Below are 18,698 nucleotides of genomic sequence, written 5' to 3'. Positions count from 1 at the left end.
CGTCAGCTTTCCAATGCCGCGACGCCCGGCAGCACGCGGCCTTCCAAGTATTCTAGCGTCGCGCCACCGCCGGTGGATACGTGCGAAACGTCATCCGCGAAGCCCAGCATATGGGCGGCTGCCGCTGCGTCGCCGCCGCCGACGACGCTGAGTGCGCCGCGCCGCGTCGCGCGCGCGATGGCTTCACCCACCACCTGCGTGCCGGCGCGAAACGCCGGCTTTTCGTACACGCCCATCGGCCCGTTAAACACGATGGTTTTGGCGCGTTCGATCACGTTTGCGTACGCCTTCGCACTTGCCGGACCGATGTCGAGGATCATGTCGTTGGCGGCGACTGCCGCGGTCGAAACGGTTCGGGGCGACGGATCGTCGACTCCGCTGCCGGTGACGGCGTCGATGGGCAGATGCAAGGCGACGCCGCTTCGCCGAGCGAGCGATAGGATGGCGAGCGCCGGTTCCAGATCGGCGTCGCGCAACGACTTGCCGACCGGCACTCCTTCGGCCGCTAAGAACGTGTTGGCCATTCCGCCACCGATGCAAAACGCGTCGACCAATTCGATCAAGTGGGTGAACACACCAATTTTATCGGCTACTTTCGAGCCGCCAATCGCGCAGACGAACGGTTTGGCAGGACGATCCGTGAGCTTGCGCAGTGCGTCCAGTTCGCTTTGCATCAACAGTCCGGCGGCGTGCGGGAGCGCGTGCGCCAACCCTTCGGTCGAAGCATGCGCGCGATGCGCCGTGCCGAACGCGTCGTTGATGTAGACGTCGCCCAATGCCGCGAGTTGCGCGACGAAGGACGGATCGTTGCGCTCCTCTCCGGCGTGAAAGCGCACGTTTTCGAGCAACAGCAGATCGCCGTCGTGCAGTGCGGCGACCGCCACCTGCGCCTGCGGTCCGACGCAATCGTCCGCAAATGCCACCGGCAACCCTAATCGTTCGGACAACGCCTGCGCGACCGGCCACAACGAGTATTTCGGGTCGGGCGTGCCGTCGGGCCGGCCGAGATGCGAGAGAACGATCGTTCGCGCACCCCGGTCGTGCAACGCGCGCAGCGTCGGCAGCGCCGCGTCGATCCGAGTGTAATCGGCCACTCGCGCGCCGTCCATCGGCACATTCAGATCTTCCCGAAGCAGAACGCGCTTGCCGCGGACGTCCAGCTCGTTCATGAAGCGCAGCGCCATGCGCTGCTATTTCGGCGCTGGAAGCGTTTTGAGAACGATGTCGGTGAGATCGGCGAGACGGCACGAGTAGCCCCACTCGTTGTCGTACCATGCCGCGACTTGAATCAAGTCGCCCATTACGTTGGTGAGCTTACCATCGATGATGGAACTGTGCGGATCGCGTTTGAAATCGGACGACACCAACTCCTCTTCGGTGAACCTGACGTAGCGCGACATCGGGCCGTTGGCTGCATCGCGCAAGATGCCGTTGAGCTCTTCCCGGGTCGTTTCTTTTTTCGTTTGAACGACGAGATAGATCATCGAAACGGTCGGCGTCGGTACGCGTAACGCGAATCCGTCGAACGTTCCTTGCACTTCGGGAATCGTTAGATAGAGCGCTTTGGCCGCGCCGGTCGACGTCGGGATGATGTTGGTCGCGGCGTTGCGCGCGCGACGCCAATCTTTATGCGGAGCGTCGAGAATGTTCTGATCGTTCGTATACGAGTGAATGGTCGTCATAAAACCTTTCACCCATCCGAGATGATCCACGATCGGCTTGACGGCCGTCGCCAAGCAGTTGGTCGTGCACGACGCGTTCGAAATGACGTTGTGCTTTTGCGGATCGTACTGGCCATCGTTGACGCCCAGCACCACCGTGAGATCTTCGCCCTTGGCCGGTGCAGAGATCAGCACTTTTTTGGCGCCGCCGCCGTCGATGTGCGCGCGCGCTTTGGCGGCGTCGGTGAACAGTCCGGTCGACTCGATCACCACATCGACGCCCAGTTTACCCCACGGCAGCTTGGCTGGATCGCGCTCGGCGGTCACCGCGATCGTTCGATCGTCGATCTTGATGGAATCGCCAGATGACGAAACGTCTCCCGGATACGTCCCGTAGTTGCTGTCGTACTTGAAGAGGTGCGCGCACTCGGCGGCACTGGTGAGGTCGTTGACTGCCGCAATTTCGATGTCGGGGTGATGCTCGATCAGCGCCTTGGCGAAGTTCCGGCCGATGCGGCCGAAGCCGTTAATTCCGATACGCAATGCAATGCTCCGTGAAGTGAGAACGCGTCGATTTACCGGGCCTGCTTGACGGGCCCCTGCCCGGTTCGTACCCGCTCGGCCATCCGGCGCAACGATGCCAGACGTCCGCTGGCGGTGGGTTTGCCGACCGGCGGCCGGCAGCGGCGCCCGAGTTCCGCCAACGATTCGTCCGGATGCTCGAGTCGAAGCTCGGCAATTTCTCGAAGGGCGGAGGGCAGCGTTTCGAGACCGATCGCCTGCGCGAGAATGCGGGCCGACTCGCTCTGCGTGGCCGCTGCCGCGGCGGTTCGTTGCAGATTGGCGGCTTCGGAGTTGACCAATCGGTGCACGCGATTCTTGGTCTCGCGCAGCGCGCGCAGGTCCTCGAGCGCGAGAACCGCGGCGTGGGCGCCCATTGCGGCGAGTACGCCGGCGATGGCCTCGAAGTCTTTGTAATACAACGTTTCGCGCCGGTTGCGATGCCCGCGCTTGGGCACGCCGAACGGCTGCAGCAGCCGCGCCAGGCGTACGGCACGCCCGTCCTGCGGGACGAACTCCAGATGATAGCCGCGGCCGGCGGCCGTCAACGTGCCACAGGCCAAAAATGCACCGCGAATCTCAGCCGAACGCTCGCAGCGGCGCGACGGTACCGGCGGCGCCGTCGACCGGCTATCCGGTACCGCGATCTCGAACCCGGACAGGCCGAGTCTAGAAGGCGGCAGCCGTCGAATCGGATGCTGTTTTCGGTCGGCGCCCAGCAGCGACCAGAAAAGCCGTGCCACCGCCGGGCGGTGTGCCACGAATCGTCCGTCGCGAGCGCCGTACAGAATGAGTGCATCGCCCAACGCATTGCGGCAGCCGGCGCACTCCGGAATCTCGCGCGCCAGCGAGTCCTTGACGTCGCTGCCGGTCACGCCCAGTCGGCCGGGTCGTCCCGGCGAGTGGAAACGACATCGTACAAATCGGCCGGCTTGACCGATGGCGTGACGCGTAACGGAACGTCTCGTATGATGACGGTTACGAATCGCGTCGCGTAATGGATATCGATGATGTCGCCCTGTTTTACTTGATAGCCTGGTTTTAGCGGTTTGCCATCTTTGGTAATGCGGCCGTGTTCGAGCGCTTCGTGTGCCTCGCTGCGCCGGCGCGAAAGCCGCGAAACCTTCATAAATTTATCGAGCCGCACTCGCGTGGCTACACCGCCGGCGGCCCTGCGTCCCGCTTCTCGCCCCGACAGATGTTGACAGATATCGATATATCAAATACTGTATCGACATGAGAGAACATATTCATCATCACCACCGAGGCGGATTCGGCGAAGACTTCGGCGGACACTTGCGGCATATGGGCCGTCGATTCAAGCGCGGGATTCTAAAATTCGTCATTTTAAAGCGGCTGGCCGACGATCCGGGCCACGGCTACGACTTGATTCAAGACTTTCGTCGTAGAGGCTGGGGCGGCGGCGGCGGGTCGATCTACCCGATTCTGACCACCCTTGAGGAAGAGGGTCTGATTGCCGGACGCGACGAGGGCGACCGGCGCATATACGAGATCACCGAGGAGGGGCGTAAGCATCTCAGCGAGCATGGTCCGATGCGTCACGGCTTCTTCGGAGATGCCGATGACGATGCGCCCGAGATGGGCGAAGGCAACGAGTTACGCAGTGCCGCCGGTCGCTTAATGCAAGCGGTCGCGCAAATCGGCCGCGACTCCAAGCCGGAGACGGTAGAGCACGTCCGCGAACTGCTCGACCGGGCGCGTAAAGAGATCTACACGCTGCTCGCCCAGGAGTAACCGCCATGGCTCAGGCCGCCGCTCGTCGCGGGGTCAACATCTTCGACGAGCAGCGGCCCATGTGGCGTACGATGCTCGTCTTTTTGGTGCCGCTGATGCTTAGCAACGTGCTGCAAGCGGCATCGCAGACCGTTGCCAGCGTTTGGATCGGGCGGCTGCTCGGAACGGCTTCGCTGGGCGCGATGTCGGCGGTCTTCCCGCTACTGTTTTTGCTCATCTCGTTTTTCATTGGAATCGCGAGCGGCGGCAGCGTTTTGATTGGCCAGGCGTTCGGGGCCGGCAACCATACCAAGGTCAAAAAAATTGCGGGCACCGTGCTCGGCGCCGCCTTATACATGGGCATCGCGGTCGCCGTCATCGGTTTCCTCGTCTCGCCCTGGATCTTGGGGCTGCTCGCAACGCCGGCCAATATTTTGGCGCAATCGGATGCGTACGCGAAGGTCGTATTTCTTACGATGCCGGTCATCTTCACGTATATCGCGTACACGACGTTTCTACGCGGCACCGGTGACACCACAACGCCGCTCTATGCATTGATCGTTTCGACGCTGCTGATCGTCGTCATCACGCCGTTGTTTATCCTGGGCTGGTTCGGCTTTCCTAAGTTGGGGGTCGTCTCGGCCGCGGTGGCGGGATTGTTCGCCAACGGCGGCGCGTTTGCGTGGCTTCTGTGGACGTTGCATCGCCAGAATCATCCGCTAAAATTCGATCGCGAAACGCTGTCGGATATGCTGGTCGACTGGACGATTCTACGAACGGTCATACGAATCGGCGTTCCTACCGGCTTCCAAATCATGATGGTTTCGTTGGCCGAAATCGCCTTGCTGGGGTTCGTCAACCGTTTCGGTTCGGATGCCACGGCTGCGTATGGTGCCGTCAACCAAGTCGTCAGCTACGTGCAGTTTCCAGCCATCTCGATCGGTATCACCGCGTCGATCTTCGCCGCGCAGTGCATCGGCGCGCGCCGCGAGGATAAGCTCGGATCGGTCGTCCGCAATGCGGTCGGCTTGAACTACATCATGGGCATCGTGCTGGTCGCTCTATGCTATGTGTTCGCTTGGGATATTCTCGGATGGTTTATCGTTAGCGAACGGACGCTAGCGATCGCCCACGGTTTGCTGACGATCACGCTATGGAGCTACGTAATATTCGGCAACAACGCAGTTCTCAGCGGCGTCATGCGCGGCAGCGGAGCGGTGTTATGGCCCACGACGATCAGCGTTGTTTCGATCTGGTGCATCGAAGTGCCGGCCGCCTATCTCTTAATGCGCCACTTCGGATTGCCCGGCGTCTGGATGGGCTATCCGATCGCGTTCTGCAGCGGTCTGGTATTGCAGTTCAGCTACTACGAGTTCGTCTGGAAACGCCGTACCCACGAGCGTCTGGTTTAAGGTTTTACGGAATGCGCTTCTTGGCGGCCGGCGTGACGCACGTCCCCGAAGCCCGGCACACGACGACCGGTGGATTTAGGACGTCGGCCGCGCTATCGTCGATATCGGGGCGAGCGGCGATCACTTTGCGGGCTTCAAACTCCATCGTGCGCGACGTGCGGCCGACCGAAACGATCCGGCCTTCGGCTTCCACGTAGTCCCCGGCGAACACCGGCGCGAGGAACTCCACCCGATCGTAGGCGACGAACAGGCCTTCATCGCCGTCCATGCGGATTAACAATTCCGTTGCGACGTCGCCGAACAACGACAGCATACGGGCGCCGTCGACCAAATTCCCACCGTAGTGTGCGTCGTGCGCACTCATGCGCAAACGGATTATGCTGCTTGCGTCTTGGCTTGCTGCCATAACTCTTCGAGCTCCTCGATCGACATCTCGGCCAGCGGCCGGCCTTTGCGTGCGGCATCCTCTTCCATGAAGCGGAAGCGACGATAGAACTTTTCGTTTGCCTCGCGCATGGCGGCTTCGGCGTCCACGCCGAGCGAGCGCGCGAGATTGACGAGCGTAAACAGCACGTCGCCCAACTCTTCGCGGACGCCGTCGGGGTTCGCCTCTTCGCGAGCGACGGCAAGTTCGCGCCGTTCTTCGTCGAGCTTGTCGAGCACGCCGTCGACGCTTTTCCAATCGAACCCGACGCGCGACGCTTTCTCTTGCATGCGTTGTCCGCGTTGCAGCGCGCCGAGCGCACGCGGAATGCCGTCCAAGCGGCTACGGCGCTTCTTACCGGTAGCCTCGAGCGCTTTCAGCTTCTCCCAGTTGACCCACTGTGCGTCGACGTCACGAATTTCGGCGTCGCCGAATACGTGCGGGTGGCGGCGTACCATTTTGTTGGCCAACGCGTCGATGACGTCGGCAACGGTAAACGTCGCGGTTTCGGCACCGAGCTGTGCGTGGAAAACGATCTGCAACAGCAAATCGCCCAACTCTTCGCACAGGCCCTCATTGTCTTCGTTTTCGATCGCTTCGACGACTTCGTACGTTTCTTCGATCAAGTACGGTACCAAACTGCGGTGGGTTTGCTCGCGATCCCACGGGCATCCGGCTCGCAGACGCGCCATCACTTCGACCAGATCGTCCCAACTGTAATGCGCGGACGGTGCGGGCAGCGGCACGAGCGGGATCGACATCGAGGCGGAGAGCGTTGCGCGCGGCATGCCCGACACGATCGCGACGGAATCTCCGCGAGCTTCCAGCTCGCGCACCAGTTCCGGCAGGCCGGCAAAATCGGTCAGCGGATGGCCGAGTACGCCCAACGCAACGCCGTCGAGTCCCGAAATGCGATGAGCGAACTGCGCGACGGCCGCGCTTGCGCCCGACGCCAGACCGGCTTCATCGAGGATCAAATCACCGTCGAGGTCTACACCGTTGGAGCGAAGATAAGCGCGCAGGTCGGCGGGCGCACCGATTACCGCCGCGCACGCGGCCGCGCGCAGCGCTTCGAGTGCGCCAACGCTCAGAAACTGCGACTCTCCGGGACCGAGGCCGACGATCGACAGCACCATACGTGCGTGCGCTTCGTGGCAGCATAAAAAAGGCCCCGGCGATTTGCCGGGGCCTTTCGAACATGCGACGTCGGGTTGGTTACATTCCGGACGGCGACGCTGCCGGCGCCGCTCCGGTTCCGCCCGGCATCGGCATGGGCGGCGGGAACAGATCGGCGAAGCGCGGATCGTTGACCTTGATCTGCGCCTTCTGCTGAAGGTTCTGCAGGAATGGCTGAATCAGCGGTGCTTCCTGCTGCTGACGCAACGCTTCTTCGATGCGCGGCGTCGCGCTGGCGAGCGTAGCGGTCTGCGCGGGCGTGCGGGCTTCGACCTGAATGATGTGATAGCCGAACTGCGATTTCACCGGCGGGCTGATCTGGTTGATCGGCGCCGAGAACGCGACTTTGTCGAACGCCGGAACCATTTGTCCGCGCTTGAACGTGCCGAGTTCGCCACCCTTGTCTTTGCTGCCGGGATCGACCGAGTATTGCTTGGCTACCGCTGCAAAGTCTTGACCCGACTTCAGGGCTGCTTCGACTTTTTGAGCCGTTTCGAGGTTGGCGACCAGGATGTGGCGCGCTTGCACCGATTCGGGCTTGTCGTACGCAGCGTGATTCTTATCGAAGTACGTCTTGATTTGGGCCGGCGTGATGGTTACTTGTTTGGCCAGCGCCTTATCGAGGATGATTTGTTCGCGCAACGCCTGCTGGACGTCGGCCTCGCTCAAACCGCGGGCCTTCAGCATCTCACTCCACGACCCGTTCGGGAAGTTGGCTTTCAGCTCGTCTTCGCGGACGGAAACGTCTTGATCGGTGACGTTAATATTGTTGCTCTTGGCGTACTGCATGATCAGGGTTTCCTGCACCATCTGCTGCAGGGTGTTGCGCGCGCCTGGGCTCGCTTCGAGTTTGTCCTGAAATGCGGCAGTGCTAATATTTTCGCCGTTCACCGTGGCCACCGCTCCACCGGTCGCGCAAGCCGTCAAACCGGCTGCGAGGACTAAGGACGCGATGCCCGCGATAAGGCGTTGGGCTTTCGACATGGTCGGCTCCACAGGGAAAAGTCAGTGCGTAGTAAGCGCGGGGCAGAGCGCCCCACGTTAAGACCGACCGGTTCGAGCGGAATATCCCAGGTCCTTTCGGAGCGCCTAATCTGTGGATTTCATGAGACTACATCGCTTCTAAGAGGCTGCGGAGCAGTGGCATCCACGCGCCCTCCGCCCGCCTGCTTCCGCCGGCCGACGGCAAATCGACCGTCATTTTGCCCTCGCCGATTCGGAATCGATTCTTCGTGAGCGATTGAAATTTCGAGATCGCTTCGGGCGCCAGACTGAAGCCCGAACCAACACCCAACGTCAATCGTTCTTCATCGATCACAACGCGCGTAACGTGCTTGGCGAGCGCGACGGCGCGCAACTTCGTTAGTTCGACCAAATGTTCGAGCGGCTTGGGGAACGGGCCGAATCGGTCGCGCACGCCGGCCGCGATCTCGTCGACGTCGGCTTCGCTGCGGGCTTTGGCGAGTTGCTGGTAGACGCCGATCTTTTGCGAGACTTGCGGAATGTAATCGCTCGGAATAAAAGCGCTGATCTTTACGTCGATCACGGCCTCACGGCGTTGTTCGATGCCGGACCCCGCGCCGCGACGAGCGGCGATCGCTTCTGCCAGCATTTCGCAGTACGTTTCGAAGCCCACCGACGCGATGAATCCGGATTGCGCCGCGCCCAGCAAATTGCCGGCTCCGCGAATCTCGAGGTCGCGCATCGCGATCTGCAAGCCCGAACCCAGATGCGTGAACTCTCGAATCGCTTCGAGTCGCGCCTTGGCATCGTCGCCCAACGACTTGTGCCCCTGATACAGCAAATAGCAGTAGGCTTGATGGTTCGAACGGCCGACGCGCCCGCGCAACTGGTACAGTTGCGCGAGGCCGAAGCGATCGGCATCGTTGACGACCATCGTGTTGACGTTGGGAATGTCGATCCCATTTTCGATGATCGTCGTGGCCAGCAGCACGTCGAGTTGACCGTCGATAAACGCCTGCATCACCGGTTCGAGCTCGGATTCGCGCATCTGTCCGTGTCCGATGCCGATGCGCGCGCGTGGCACGAGCTTCTGGAGCGCGGCCTTCAGCGCATAGATCGATTCGATCCGGTTGTGTAGGTAATAGATCTGGCCGCCGCGGTCGAGCTCGGCATTGATCGCGTGCGAAACCACCGCATCGCCGGCCGGCACCACCAGCGTCTTGATCGACATACGGTTCTTGGGAGGCGTTTGAATCAGCGAAAGATCGCGAACCGCGAGGAGCGCCATATGCAGCGTCCGCGGAATCGGCGTTGCCGAGAGCGTCAGCACGTCGACGCCGGCGCGATACTCCTTCAAACGTTCCTTGTGCATTACGCCGAAGCGCTGCTCTTCGTCGACGACGATCAATCCGAGATCGGCGAAGACGACGTCCTTCTGCAAGAGCCGGTGCGTTCCGATCACGATGTCGACCTTGCCGAGTGCCAGATCGCGGATGGTAACGCGCTGTTCGGCACGCGTCTTGAAGCGCGATAACTCTTCGATGCGCAATGGAAATCCGCCGAAACGTGCGCCGAACGTACGGTAATGCTGGTCCGCGAGTAATGTCGTCGGCACCAACACCGCCACTTGCTTCTTGTCGGCGACCGCCTTGAACGCAGCGCGCATCGCGACTTCTGTTTTACCGTAGCCCACGTCGCCGCAAATCAACCGGTCCATCGGTTTGGCGGCTTCCATGTCGCGTTTGGTCGCCTCGATGGCCGAGCGTTGATCGACGGTCAACTCGTACGGAAACGCTTCTTCCATTTCGACTTGCCATGTCGTGTCGACGGCAAAGCGGTAGCCGCTGGAAAGTTCGCGCTCGGCGTACAGTTCGACCAATCCATCGGCAATTTTCGCTAACGATTCGGAAACGCGCGTCTTGGTCCGCGCCCAATCGGCGCCGCCCATTTTTGAAAGCCGCGGCAGCTGGCCCTCGGCCGCAGTATATTTGGTGACTTGATGCATCTGCGTCACCGGTACGAGCATACGATCGCTGCCGGCGTAACGCAGGTCGAGGTAATCCTGCGTAGCGCCGAGCACGGTCTCTGCGCGTAACCCGAGGTACTGGCCGATGCCGTGTACTGCGTGGACGACGAAGTCCCCGACTTTGAGATCGCCGAGGGTGACGGGTACGCCCTCTTTAATGGCCCGCATTTTGACGCGCTTGGGCGGCGCTCCGAAAATTTCGCGATCGCCCAGCACGCGCAACTGCAACGACGGAACGCTAAAGCCGGCTTCGATGCTTCCCGCGACGACCGTTGCTCCGCCCTCGGGCACTCCGGCGGCGCGCAGCAAATCGTTGGTTCGGCCGACGGCCGACGTAACGATCGCAACGCGCTCGTGGTCCTCGACCGCTTCGCGCACGCTGCGGGAAAAGAGCTCGATCTGTCGGTTGAAATGTTCGGCAGGCCGGCACTCGAGCGCAAATCGCTCGATGACCGGCGGTAGCCACTGCGTTACCCCGGCATTTTCGATCGCACCCGGTACGATCAGGGTAGCCTTGTCGGCTGCAGCTCGCGCAAGATCGTCGAGCGATGGGTGCGTAGCAGCGATTTCGGCCAACAAGGCTTCGCCGACGCGCGATTCGTCCACCGGAAGCTCGCCCGACTCAACGTCGGCCAATAGCACGTGCTGCTCGCGCGTGCGCTCGCGGTCGAGCGCGTCCGCGATTGCCGCGATCGAGGCGGGTTCGTCGAACGCGACAACGCTGCCGGTCGGAAGATAGTCGAACAGCGTTTCCGGACGTTCGAATGCGAGCGACAACCACGCTTCGGGCACATCGGCGTTGGCTTGCATCGCGGTTTCGAACTCACGGCGCGTTGCAGGCGGTCCGTCGAAGCGTTCGAGGATGCGCGAACGATACTCGTCGTCGCGCGGAATTTGATTCCACGGCACGATGTCGACCCGGTCGATCGACGATTGCGTGCGCTGCGACCCGAGATCGAACTGGCGGATGCTGTCGACGGTGTCGCCGAAAAACTCGATGCGCGTCGCCAACGGCTCGCTGGCAGCGAACACATCGACGATCCCGCCGCGCACGGCATATTCGCCTGCGGCGCTGACGACGTCGACGCGCGTGTAGCCGAGGCGGTAGAGGCGTTGTTGAAACGCTTCCCAACCGGGTTCGTCGCCGATGCGTGTTTCGAAACGCAACTCGGCGAAGAGCGCCGCCGGCATCATGTATTGGCGGACCGCTCCGATCGGCGCCAATACGATGCGCGGGACGCCACGTTGTAAGTCGGCCAGCAGCGTCATTCGCGCGCTGCGCTCCGACGGGCTCTCGATCGCTCCCACCGCTTCGTCGCGCGAACGCACTAACGCAATCGTATCGGGCTCGTTTTGGCCGAGATAATACGAAAGATCGGCGAAGGCGCGTTCCGCAACGTCGACCGTAGGAACGACCGCCAGCAGCGTTCCGCCGAGCCGCCGGTGTATCGCCGCCAACAACGCCGGGCGGGCGGCGGCCGCCGTTTCGTGCAACGCGTACGCGCCCGGTTTCGGCCCGCTCAACGCGCGCAGGCGCGTCAACCGCTCGATCAACGCGTCGACCGGCGGAGCGGCGATCAACGCATCGACGATTGGATCGCGTGCGGACGAGTACGAATGTGTTGGATCGAGAACGGTGCTCATGTCGGGCCGTTGATTATAGCAGACCACCGAGCCCGAATCAGCAACGCATACGGGATAATCGCGATCGCGCTCAACATCGCGGATACCCAAAACGGCGGCATTCCGGCGGCATCCGGCGCGTAGCGTACGAGCGATCCCGCGATCGTCCATACGACGACCGTCGCTGCCCGGCTGGCCGGCGCCAAGGCTGCTGCCAGCGTGAGCCACAGTCCGTACCACGGATACGGATTCGGTATGAGCAACCAAGCTGCCAAGGCCAGCAACACCCAGCCGTCGCGCTGGCTGCGGCGCAGGTGCGCGCCGCCGACCGTACCCAACGCGATCGCAGCGCACGATGCCAGCACGATTGCAGCCATTCGAGCCGTTGCATATCCAGCCACGGGCGCGAGGAGAACGAAGGTTAAGCCCTGGAGCGATGCCTGCGGAGCGTAGCCGCCGTGCAGGTTCGAACCGCTCGCCCAGTGTGCTGCGACCGGCCACATAGCTGCGGCACTCACGGCAATACCGGCTACCGCAGACATCCACACGTCCGGTCTCCGGAACCTTACGAATGCGCCCGCGGCCATCGCCGGAAGCTTGAATGCCCCGGCGGCTCCGGCCACAAAAGCGCCGAGCCGCGGCCGGCTTCGTGCCAGCGCGCATCCGGCCAAGCCGACCGCGGCCGCCCATGCGTCGTTGTGCCCCTCGGCGGCGCACCACAACGTAACCGGGTTGCAGCCGATCAGAACGGCCGAGCGCAATCGGGTCGTGCGGTCGCCCGGAAACGCAGCGTATGCTAGCGCCCCACAGGCCAAGACTGCCGCTGACGATGTCAGACGCAAGCCGTCGAGTTGGGCGAGAAGACCCATCGGCACCGTCAGCCACATAACGAATGCCGCCGTCGCGATGAAGCCCCAACCGTACACGCAGGCGGGAACGGCAGCGCCCCATTGCATGCGCAACGCCGCGGTCATCTGACCGGTCCCGCTCGATACGATCCGGGCGAAGGGATCCGCTCCCCGCAGCGCCGCTTCGCCGTACGCCGCATAGGCATAAACATCGCTGGAAAATGTTACCGGAACCAGCCAGCAGGCGGTCAGCACACCGATCGCCGCTAGTGCGGCCAGGCGAACGGCGCGCGAATCGAGCGCTTGGCGCTTCGATAGTTCGCGCATGAACATGAGGTAGGCTGCGGTCGCGACGATGAGTCCGATCGCGAGTATGCTCAATTGCACCGCGCCGAAAATTCCGGCGTCGGTCAAAACAACAAGCGGCTGAGATAATTGAACACGCACGCCGAGCGGAGCGTGCGGCAGCAGGACGCGCATCGCGATCGCTGCGAGCGTAACGCATGCCACCATCGCGACGGCAGCGCGCGTGCGGATCACGGTTGCGCGGTGCGAAGCGCGGAAGCCGCAGCGACTCCCAGCAACAGCCACCACGCGCCGCCAACCTTCGGATAAAAAACGAGATAATCGGCGATTTGATGGAGCGTGAGGGCCACGCTGGCTGCGAATGCCGCGACGATCCACGGAGAACTCGCGCGCAAGCGGCGTCCGAACGACCAGAGAATCGTCGCGAGCAACGCGATCGTTGCAGTGAAGAGCACGATTCCGCCCTCCGCTAACGATTGCAGAAACCAACTATTGGCGTGCGTGCGTATGCCGGGTGCGCCGTACGCGGCAAGTTCGAGTTCGTAGTTTCCAGCGCCGACGCCGAGCCACGGATGCGAACGCCACATTCGCCATGCGGCTTGCCACAACGCATGCCGGTCGCCGACGCCGCCGGCATACGCGCTTTCTTCGAACGAGACGCGCAGCACGTTGGCGGTGTGCGCGTACAACGCCCACGCGCAAACGATGGCTCCCCCCGCGAACGCACCCGCGTACGCCGGCCACAGTGCGCCCCAGGCGTTGCGTCCTCTTGTTACTGCGACCACCACGACGACGACGGCTAAACCAAACAATCCCGCCCGGGATAACGTCAAGACACCCGCGCATGCGGCGAAGGCGAGCGCCACGTCGGTGACGGCCGAACGTCGAACGACCGTCCAGGCCCCCAGCGCTGCAACGGCGACCTGCAAATAGCCCGCCAGTTGATTGGGACCTTCCAGCACGCCGGCGATGCGCGGCACTACGATTTTGCCGACGAACAGTCCCGATGGCGCTCCGATCGCTTCTTGGGCCAGCGCGGTCAGCGATACCGCGACCGCCGTCAATGCAATCGTCCAAATCAACGGACGGTCGTCGCCGTCGACGCGGCAGCACCAATAGGCGGCTAGAAACGTCAACGCATATTGAGCGACCTTCAAGGTTTCGCGCAAGGACGCGGACGGATGTTGCGCGCCGAGCGCGGATAGGGCGACGACCGCCAAATACGCGCCGATCGCAATCGCGATCGCACGGGCCGGAGCGCGCAGCGATGGGAAGCCGTAGGTCGTCAAACCGGTCAAGACGCCGAGCAGCACGATTTTCGGCAGCGTTAGCGTCGTGCCGGCTGCGTCGCGCGCGAAGGCAAACGGCATCGTCGCCACCAGCGCCGCTACGCCGAACGAAGCGCGCCGCGTGGTTACGAACGCGGCTACGATAAAGGCTACGGCAAAAAACAGCGCGGACGCGGGATCGAGCACGACCGGAATCGCAAATCGATCGACGACCGGGTGATACGTCAAGAGCGTTCGATGTCGTCGATTAAATAGAGCGGGCGGCCCTTGACTTCGTCGTAGATGCGTCCTAAATATTCGCCGAGGATTCCAAGGCTAATCAACTGGACGCCGCCCAAGAAAACCACCGCGACGATTGTTGACGCCCAGCCCGGCGTGTAGCCCGGCGGATAGATGCGCAGCAGTTTGGCGACGACCACGACGAGCGCGTAGACGAATGCGATGGCGCTAACCGAAAACCCGAAATACGAAGCGAAGCGTAACGGAATGTCCGAGAACGAGGTAATTCCGTCGATTGCAAATCGTAGCATTGTCGGGATGGGATACTTGGTCGCTCCCCACGAGCGTTCGTCCCGGTCGTATTCGACGCCGGTCTGCCGGTAGCCGACCCAGCTGACCATGCCGCGCAAAAACCGGTGGCGTTCGGGCAGACGGCGGAGCGCTTCGACGACGCGCCGGCTCATCAAACGAAAATCGCCGGTGTCGACTGGGATCGACACCTTGGTCAGGCGCTTGATCGTTCGGTAAAACAACCCGGCGGTGAAGAGTTTGAACGGGCTCTCACCTTTGCGCGTACGCCGCACGGCGTAGACCACATCGTAACCTTCGCGCCAGCGCGCGAAGAACTGCGCGATCAATTCCGGCGGGTCTTGCAGGTCGCCGTCCATCAGGACGATCGCGTCCCCGGCAGCTAGCTCGATGCCGGCGGTTGCAGCCAACTGATGCCCGAAATTACGCGACAGCCGAACCAGTGCCAGGTTGGGGCGTCGCCGTAACTCTTCGCGAACCGCGTCGGCCGTGCCGTCGGTGCTTCCGTCGTCGACCACCAGGATCTCGTAAGTCGGCTCGCCCTCGATGCCGTCGACGTTCTCGACGATGCGCTCGAGCAGCGTCGATACGTTGCCCGCTTCGTTATACATCGGAACGACGACGCTCAACGTCGGACGATCGGCGTTCGCAGCTCGCATTGTTCGCGAGCGCTTCGACGGGCGAGCGCGGCGGCCTCGCCACGGGCGGAACCGTTCAACGCGCCGAGAAACCGCAGGCCTGTGATGCGACTTCGGAGCGCGATGCTGCTCGCCGCGATGGTGTTGGTTCCAGCTGCGTGCAGCCGGTATACGGCGTCGACCGGCACGGCGCCGCCATCGAGCACTCCGGATGCCGTGCCATCCCCATCGGGGGCTCCGTTCTCGTCGCCTCAGCAGACGCCAACGCGACCCGTTTCGACCCCCTCCGCGACGCCTTCGCCTACGCAAGCTCCGACCGCGACTCCAACGGCGACGCCGACGCCGGTCGAAACCAGCGTTCCCGTTGCGACCGCTTCACCCAAGCACGTCGCGGTGCCGATGGTACAGCCCGATGCCCCGCCAAAAATTCTTGCGGTTTCGATTAGCGAAACGACCGTCCATTCGGGTGACACGGTGACCGGGAGCGTTTCTACGACGTCTAATGTAGCGAGCGTCGAGGTTCGTATCGCGACCTTCGGAATGGGCATGGCGAAAACCGGAATCGGACGCTTCGCGTTGACCTATCCGATCGGGAATCTGCCGTTCTTCGTGCGCGGAACGTTCCAAATGCACGTGATCGCTCGCAACACCCGCGGCGTGTCGACCGAAACGACGATTCCGATTACGGTTCGCTAAACCGTCGCGAGTCTAGCCCGGCGGTCGACCCGGCACGCCGGGCGTTGGCAGGCCGTGCGGAAGATTCGGGAACGGCGCCGGGTTGTACGGCGTCGGGAGCGCGCTGGGTTGCTGGTTGAACGTACCGTTGAGAGCGTCGGTCCATGCGTACACCGTGTCGCGAATAACGCGCACGTCGGCGTCGGTCACAACGATCTGACGCGGCGTCCGTTGCATGCCGTTCTCGGCGGCTTCTTGCGATTGGAACGACCCGCGATCGTAGAGATACCGGAAGATGGTGCCCGAGTTCAAGCGCCGCGTGATCTGATAATGCAACGCATCGGAACGATCCATCGGAATGGCCTGCGGATTCCAGCCGCTGGCGTCGGTCGTGATGTAGACCGATGCGTTGAAGGCCGTATTGGGCGGTACTTGCACGATGAACGTTACCAGAACCGGTTTTCCCGAGAAGTGCTGGACCGCCACTAGCGGCTGTCCGGGAGCGGGGGTTGACGGCAGCAGATCCGGATTCGGCACCGGTGAGGATAGGGCTACCGCAAAACGAGCGACGTCGCCGAAACTTCCTTCTTGTGGAAGCGGATCGCGTGACAGATCCAGCTCGGTAATCGTCCCGCTCGGATCGAAATGGGCTCGCGCCCAGACGCGGGGCGCCGGGACCAGCGTCGTCGGTCCGCCGTTCATGCTACGAATCGCCAAGCCGGGTGCGGCACGGAAACCGTCGCCGGTCGTAAAGAATACGAAGCCGTCCTGATATGCCAGCAACTGCCCGGTCACCGCGATCGATTGCGGGGCAGCCGCGAGCAACGCGACAGCGAGTATGACCGCGAAGGCGGCCGTCATGCGGCGGATCATTGTTGCGGTAGCACCTGTACGATAAAGGCCGGGCTCCAACGGATATTTCCAAAGTTGAAATAGTACGTGCGCTGAATGTCGACCAGCATGTGCGGAAGCAAATGAAAGCGCACGTCGCCGGTTACATCGTAGGGCGGCTGGCCGAGGTAGTCGTTGTACAGCGGCTGCCCTAACACGTTGACCGACGGCAGCGGAAACACGTTGGGCTCCGGAATCGGGAAGTCGGCGTGACGTCGAGCGATGAGCGACGCGTTGAAGTCCGGATTGGGATCGTAGTTAATTCCCAACGTCCAGGTACGCAACGTCGAAACGCCCGTGAACGATTGCAACGACGACGGACACGGCACCGGCGGCTGCGGCGGGTTGGGCTGGATGAAGGTACACGGCTGATAACCGCCTTGCAAATAGTAGTCGCCGGTATTCTGCACCTGGAAACTGACATACGAGTTGACCTGGCGCGAGAATTGCCGGCTCAAACTGCCCGTGGTAGTCGTGCTGTCGATGTGATGCGGCAGCGAGTTGTACTGCCGTTGCTTGTTAAACGTCGCGTTGAAAAAATAGTCTTTGGACGGGTTGTCCCCGCCGATTTTGACCGACGTTAGAAAGAAATTAAAACCTACGATCTGATTGTAGATGGTCGTGTAGGTCGTCGGGCACGGAACCGGCCCGTCGGCCTTGGAGAAAACGCACTGGCCTCCGAATGCCTGCAGCCCGTGGATGTTGATCGGCAAGGCGTACTGCTGTCCGACCGAGTCGTGATTGAATCCGTAGCTGAAATACGTCTGCTCGAATAACGGCAGTCTCTTAAAGATTTGATTTTGGAAACTCGTCCAGGTGAGTTGTGCCTGGGTCGGATGCGAAAGGTTTCCGGCCGGATTGATGACGCACACCGGTTTGGGTGAGGGATTATCTTTTGTAGGATTCGGTATCGTGCAGACGGGCGCGGGATTCGTAAACGATCCGGGACCCAGGGTGTTGTAGTTCGTAAAGTTTGTCGCCAAGGACAGATACGAATGCGGAAAAGCGTACGTCATGTTGACGTACGTCGTCTGCGTTTCGGACGACGGCAGCGCTTGAAAGAAAATCCCCTGATCGATATATAATTGCGAGAACGTCTGAACCTGGAAGCGGCTGCCGAGCTTTTCGTAGCCGATGAAATTAAAGTAACGCTGCGTTTTCGTCAGCGGATTGGCCGAGAAGATCGCGTAGTCGTGGCTGCCGACGAAATGCTGTTCGAACGCGAGATACGCGTGGTTGAACGTATCGTATCGAACGTGAACGGCCGAAAGCGAATTGTTGTTGCCGGCGACGTTGAAGGTGGCGTCGAAATTCGCGCCGGTCAGCGAGTTTTGCGCGAAATATTGATTGGGCGAAAAGTTGATGACGTACGAACCGAGCGGAACTCCTACGCCGGCAAAGTAGCCGGTCGCGCCCGAGAAGTGGATGAAACTGCGCGTGCCGACCGTCGCGCTCGCCGCGACGATGCTCGGCGTTTTCGGCAATGTCGGAAACGCGAAAACGTCGCCCGGCATGATGCGTCCCTTAACGGGGTGCGTTAGATCGCCGTTGAGGAAGGTCCAGCGATCCGGTTCCGACGTGACGGGCACGAAATAGATGCGGTTGAAATCGAGAAAGTCGGAGATAGCGGCGCCCGAAACGCGCTGGTTGCCGTACTGCAGCGTCACGTGTCCCGCGACCAAAAAGCGGTTCAGTTTTAGGTCCATCGAGAACGCATCGCCGGTAACCGTAAAGCCGTCGTTGGTCGTCACCCTGACGTTGCCGTCTGCTTCGAGCTCGAACTGATCGTTGTAAAACGCAATGTGCGAAGCCGATAACTGCATCATCGTGTTGGCGCGAGCAACGCCCGCGGCAAACGCGAACGTCATCAGAGCAAGGGCCAAGCAGAGCGAGATACGTCGCACGAAGATCCTCTGACGGGTAGTGAATGGGCAACGGTTTGG

The 18,698-nt window shown here is 61.8% G+C and carries 16 protein-coding genes; 3 read left to right on the top strand and 13 right to left on the bottom strand.

The features are described from left to right. Positions 1-2: 2 nt before the first annotated feature. The 4 genes from VGF98_09640 to VGF98_09625 are packed head-to-tail and all read right to left on the bottom strand — an operon-like array spanning position 3 to position 3,369. Positions 3-1,184 (bottom strand): phosphoglycerate kinase, encoded by a 1,182-nt coding sequence (locus tag VGF98_09640; GenBank protein HEY1681886.1) that lies wholly within the window; start codon positions 1,182-1,184, stop codon positions 3-5. A gap of 6 nt (positions 1,185-1,190) precedes the next feature. Beyond that, positions 1,191-2,204: a type I glyceraldehyde-3-phosphate dehydrogenase gene (gene gap, locus VGF98_09635; GenBank protein HEY1681885.1), complete on the bottom strand. Its 1,014-nt coding sequence runs from the start codon at positions 2,202-2,204 to the stop codon at positions 1,191-1,193. Positions 2,205-2,236: 32 nt separating this feature from the next. Continuing rightward, complete coding sequence (gene whiA / locus VGF98_09630) at positions 2,237-3,097, bottom strand: DNA-binding protein WhiA (GenBank protein HEY1681884.1); 861 nt, start codon at positions 3,095-3,097, stop codon at positions 2,237-2,239. Continuing rightward, positions 3,094-3,369 (bottom strand): S4 domain-containing protein, encoded by a 276-nt coding sequence (locus tag VGF98_09625; protein ID HEY1681883.1) that lies wholly within the window; start codon positions 3,367-3,369, stop codon positions 3,094-3,096. The genes whiA and VGF98_09625 overlap by 4 nt, the downstream gene beginning before the upstream one ends. A 158-nt stretch (positions 3,370-3,527) precedes the next feature. Here VGF98_09625 and VGF98_09620 point away from each other — a divergent pair, with 158 nt between their 5' ends. Together VGF98_09620 and VGF98_09615 are read left to right on the top strand one after the other, a co-directional pair. Beyond that, positions 3,528-3,977 carry a PadR family transcriptional regulator gene (locus tag VGF98_09620; protein ID HEY1681882.1) on the top strand — a complete coding sequence of 150 codons (450 nt, stop codon included), beginning with the start codon at positions 3,528-3,530 and terminating at the stop codon, positions 3,975-3,977. 5 nt (positions 3,978-3,982) lie between these two features. Next, positions 3,983-5,368, top strand: a complete 1,386-nt coding sequence (locus VGF98_09615) for an MATE family efflux transporter (protein HEY1681881.1) — start codon at positions 3,983-3,985, stop codon at positions 5,366-5,368. A gap of 4 nt (positions 5,369-5,372) precedes the next feature. Here the strand turns inward: VGF98_09615 and VGF98_09610 are convergent, their stop codons facing one another. From VGF98_09610 to VGF98_09580, 7 genes are all read right to left on the bottom strand, one after another. Next, positions 5,373-5,732: a hotdog domain-containing protein gene (locus VGF98_09610; protein HEY1681880.1), complete on the bottom strand. Its 360-nt coding sequence runs from the start codon at positions 5,730-5,732 to the stop codon at positions 5,373-5,375. Positions 5,733-5,743: 11 nt separating this feature from the next. Then, a complete protein-coding gene (gene mazG / locus VGF98_09605) occupies positions 5,744-6,928 on the bottom strand; it encodes a nucleoside triphosphate pyrophosphohydrolase (protein HEY1681879.1) in 1,185 nt (394 codons plus the stop codon). A gap of 79 nt (positions 6,929-7,007) precedes the next feature. Beyond that, positions 7,008-7,952 (bottom strand): peptidylprolyl isomerase, encoded by a 945-nt coding sequence (locus VGF98_09600; protein ID HEY1681878.1) that lies wholly within the window; start codon positions 7,950-7,952, stop codon positions 7,008-7,010. A gap of 127 nt (positions 7,953-8,079) precedes the next feature. Then, positions 8,080-11,601 (bottom strand): transcription-repair coupling factor, encoded by a 3,522-nt coding sequence (gene mfd / locus VGF98_09595; protein HEY1681877.1) that lies wholly within the window; start codon positions 11,599-11,601, stop codon positions 8,080-8,082. After that, positions 11,598-12,968 (bottom strand): hypothetical protein, encoded by a 1,371-nt coding sequence (locus tag VGF98_09590; GenBank protein HEY1681876.1) that lies wholly within the window; start codon positions 12,966-12,968, stop codon positions 11,598-11,600. The genes mfd and VGF98_09590 overlap by 4 nt, the downstream gene beginning before the upstream one ends. After that, entirely contained in the window at positions 12,965-14,251 is a 1,287-nt protein-coding gene (locus VGF98_09585; GenBank protein ID HEY1681875.1) for an O-antigen ligase family protein, read from the bottom strand. The genes VGF98_09590 and VGF98_09585 overlap by 4 nt, the downstream gene beginning before the upstream one ends. Then, positions 14,248-15,210, bottom strand: a complete 963-nt coding sequence (locus VGF98_09580; protein ID HEY1681874.1) for a glycosyltransferase family 2 protein — start codon at positions 15,208-15,210, stop codon at positions 14,248-14,250. The genes VGF98_09585 and VGF98_09580 overlap by 4 nt, the downstream gene beginning before the upstream one ends. An 81-nt stretch (positions 15,211-15,291) precedes the next feature. Between VGF98_09580 and VGF98_09575 the strand changes: the two genes are divergently transcribed. Next, entirely contained in the window at positions 15,292-15,885 is a 594-nt protein-coding gene (locus tag VGF98_09575) for a hypothetical protein (protein ID HEY1681873.1), read from the top strand. Between the two features lie 12 nt (positions 15,886-15,897). On the opposite strand, the gene VGF98_09570 is transcribed toward VGF98_09575, so the two are convergent. Together VGF98_09570 and VGF98_09565 are read right to left on the bottom strand one after the other, a co-directional pair. Then, on the bottom strand, positions 15,898-16,725 hold the full coding sequence (locus VGF98_09570) for a hypothetical protein (protein HEY1681872.1): 828 nt from the start codon (positions 16,723-16,725) through the stop codon (positions 15,898-15,900). Between the two features lie 8 nt (positions 16,726-16,733). Then, positions 16,734-18,659 carry a hypothetical protein gene (locus VGF98_09565; GenBank protein ID HEY1681871.1) on the bottom strand — a complete coding sequence of 642 codons (1,926 nt, stop codon included), beginning with the start codon at positions 18,657-18,659 and terminating at the stop codon, positions 16,734-16,736. Positions 18,660-18,698 lie beyond the last annotated feature (39 nt).

It is taken from the genome of Candidatus Tumulicola sp. (assembly GCA_036490475.1).
Lineage (GTDB): Bacteria > Vulcanimicrobiota > Vulcanimicrobiia > Vulcanimicrobiales > Vulcanimicrobiaceae > Tumulicola.
The sequence above is the reverse complement of the archived record's forward strand: the minus strand, read 5'-3'. Positions and strand labels throughout refer to the sequence as shown.

What these genes read in the sequence shown, in the direction of transcription:
- VGF98_09640 (HEY1681886.1), bottom strand. Translation starts at nt 1,184, where the DNA reads ATGGCGCTGCGCTTCATGAACGAGCTGGACGTCCGCGGCAAGCGCGTT.
- VGF98_09620 (HEY1681882.1), top strand. Translation starts at nt 3,528, where the DNA reads ATGGGCCGTCGATTCAAGCGCGGGATTCTAAAATTCGTCATTTTAAAG.
- VGF98_09615 (HEY1681881.1), top strand. Translation starts at nt 3,983, where the DNA reads ATGGCTCAGGCCGCCGCTCGTCGCGGGGTCAACATCTTCGACGAGCAG.
- VGF98_09610 (HEY1681880.1), bottom strand. Translation starts at nt 5,732, where the DNA reads ATGAGTGCGCACGACGCACACTACGGTGGGAATTTGGTCGACGGCGCC.
- mazG (HEY1681879.1), bottom strand. Translation starts at nt 6,928, where the DNA reads ATGGTGCTGTCGATCGTCGGCCTCGGTCCCGGAGAGTCGCAGTTTCTG.
- VGF98_09600 (HEY1681878.1), bottom strand. Translation starts at nt 7,952, where the DNA reads ATGTCGAAAGCCCAACGCCTTATCGCGGGCATCGCGTCCTTAGTCCTC.
- mfd (HEY1681877.1), bottom strand. Translation starts at nt 11,601, where the DNA reads ATGAGCACCGTTCTCGATCCAACACATTCGTACTCGTCCGCACGCGAT.
- VGF98_09580 (HEY1681874.1), bottom strand. Translation starts at nt 15,210, where the DNA reads ATGCGAGCTGCGAACGCCGATCGTCCGACGTTGAGCGTCGTCGTTCCG.
- VGF98_09570 (HEY1681872.1), bottom strand. Translation starts at nt 16,725, where the DNA reads ATGACGGCCGCCTTCGCGGTCATACTCGCTGTCGCGTTGCTCGCGGCT.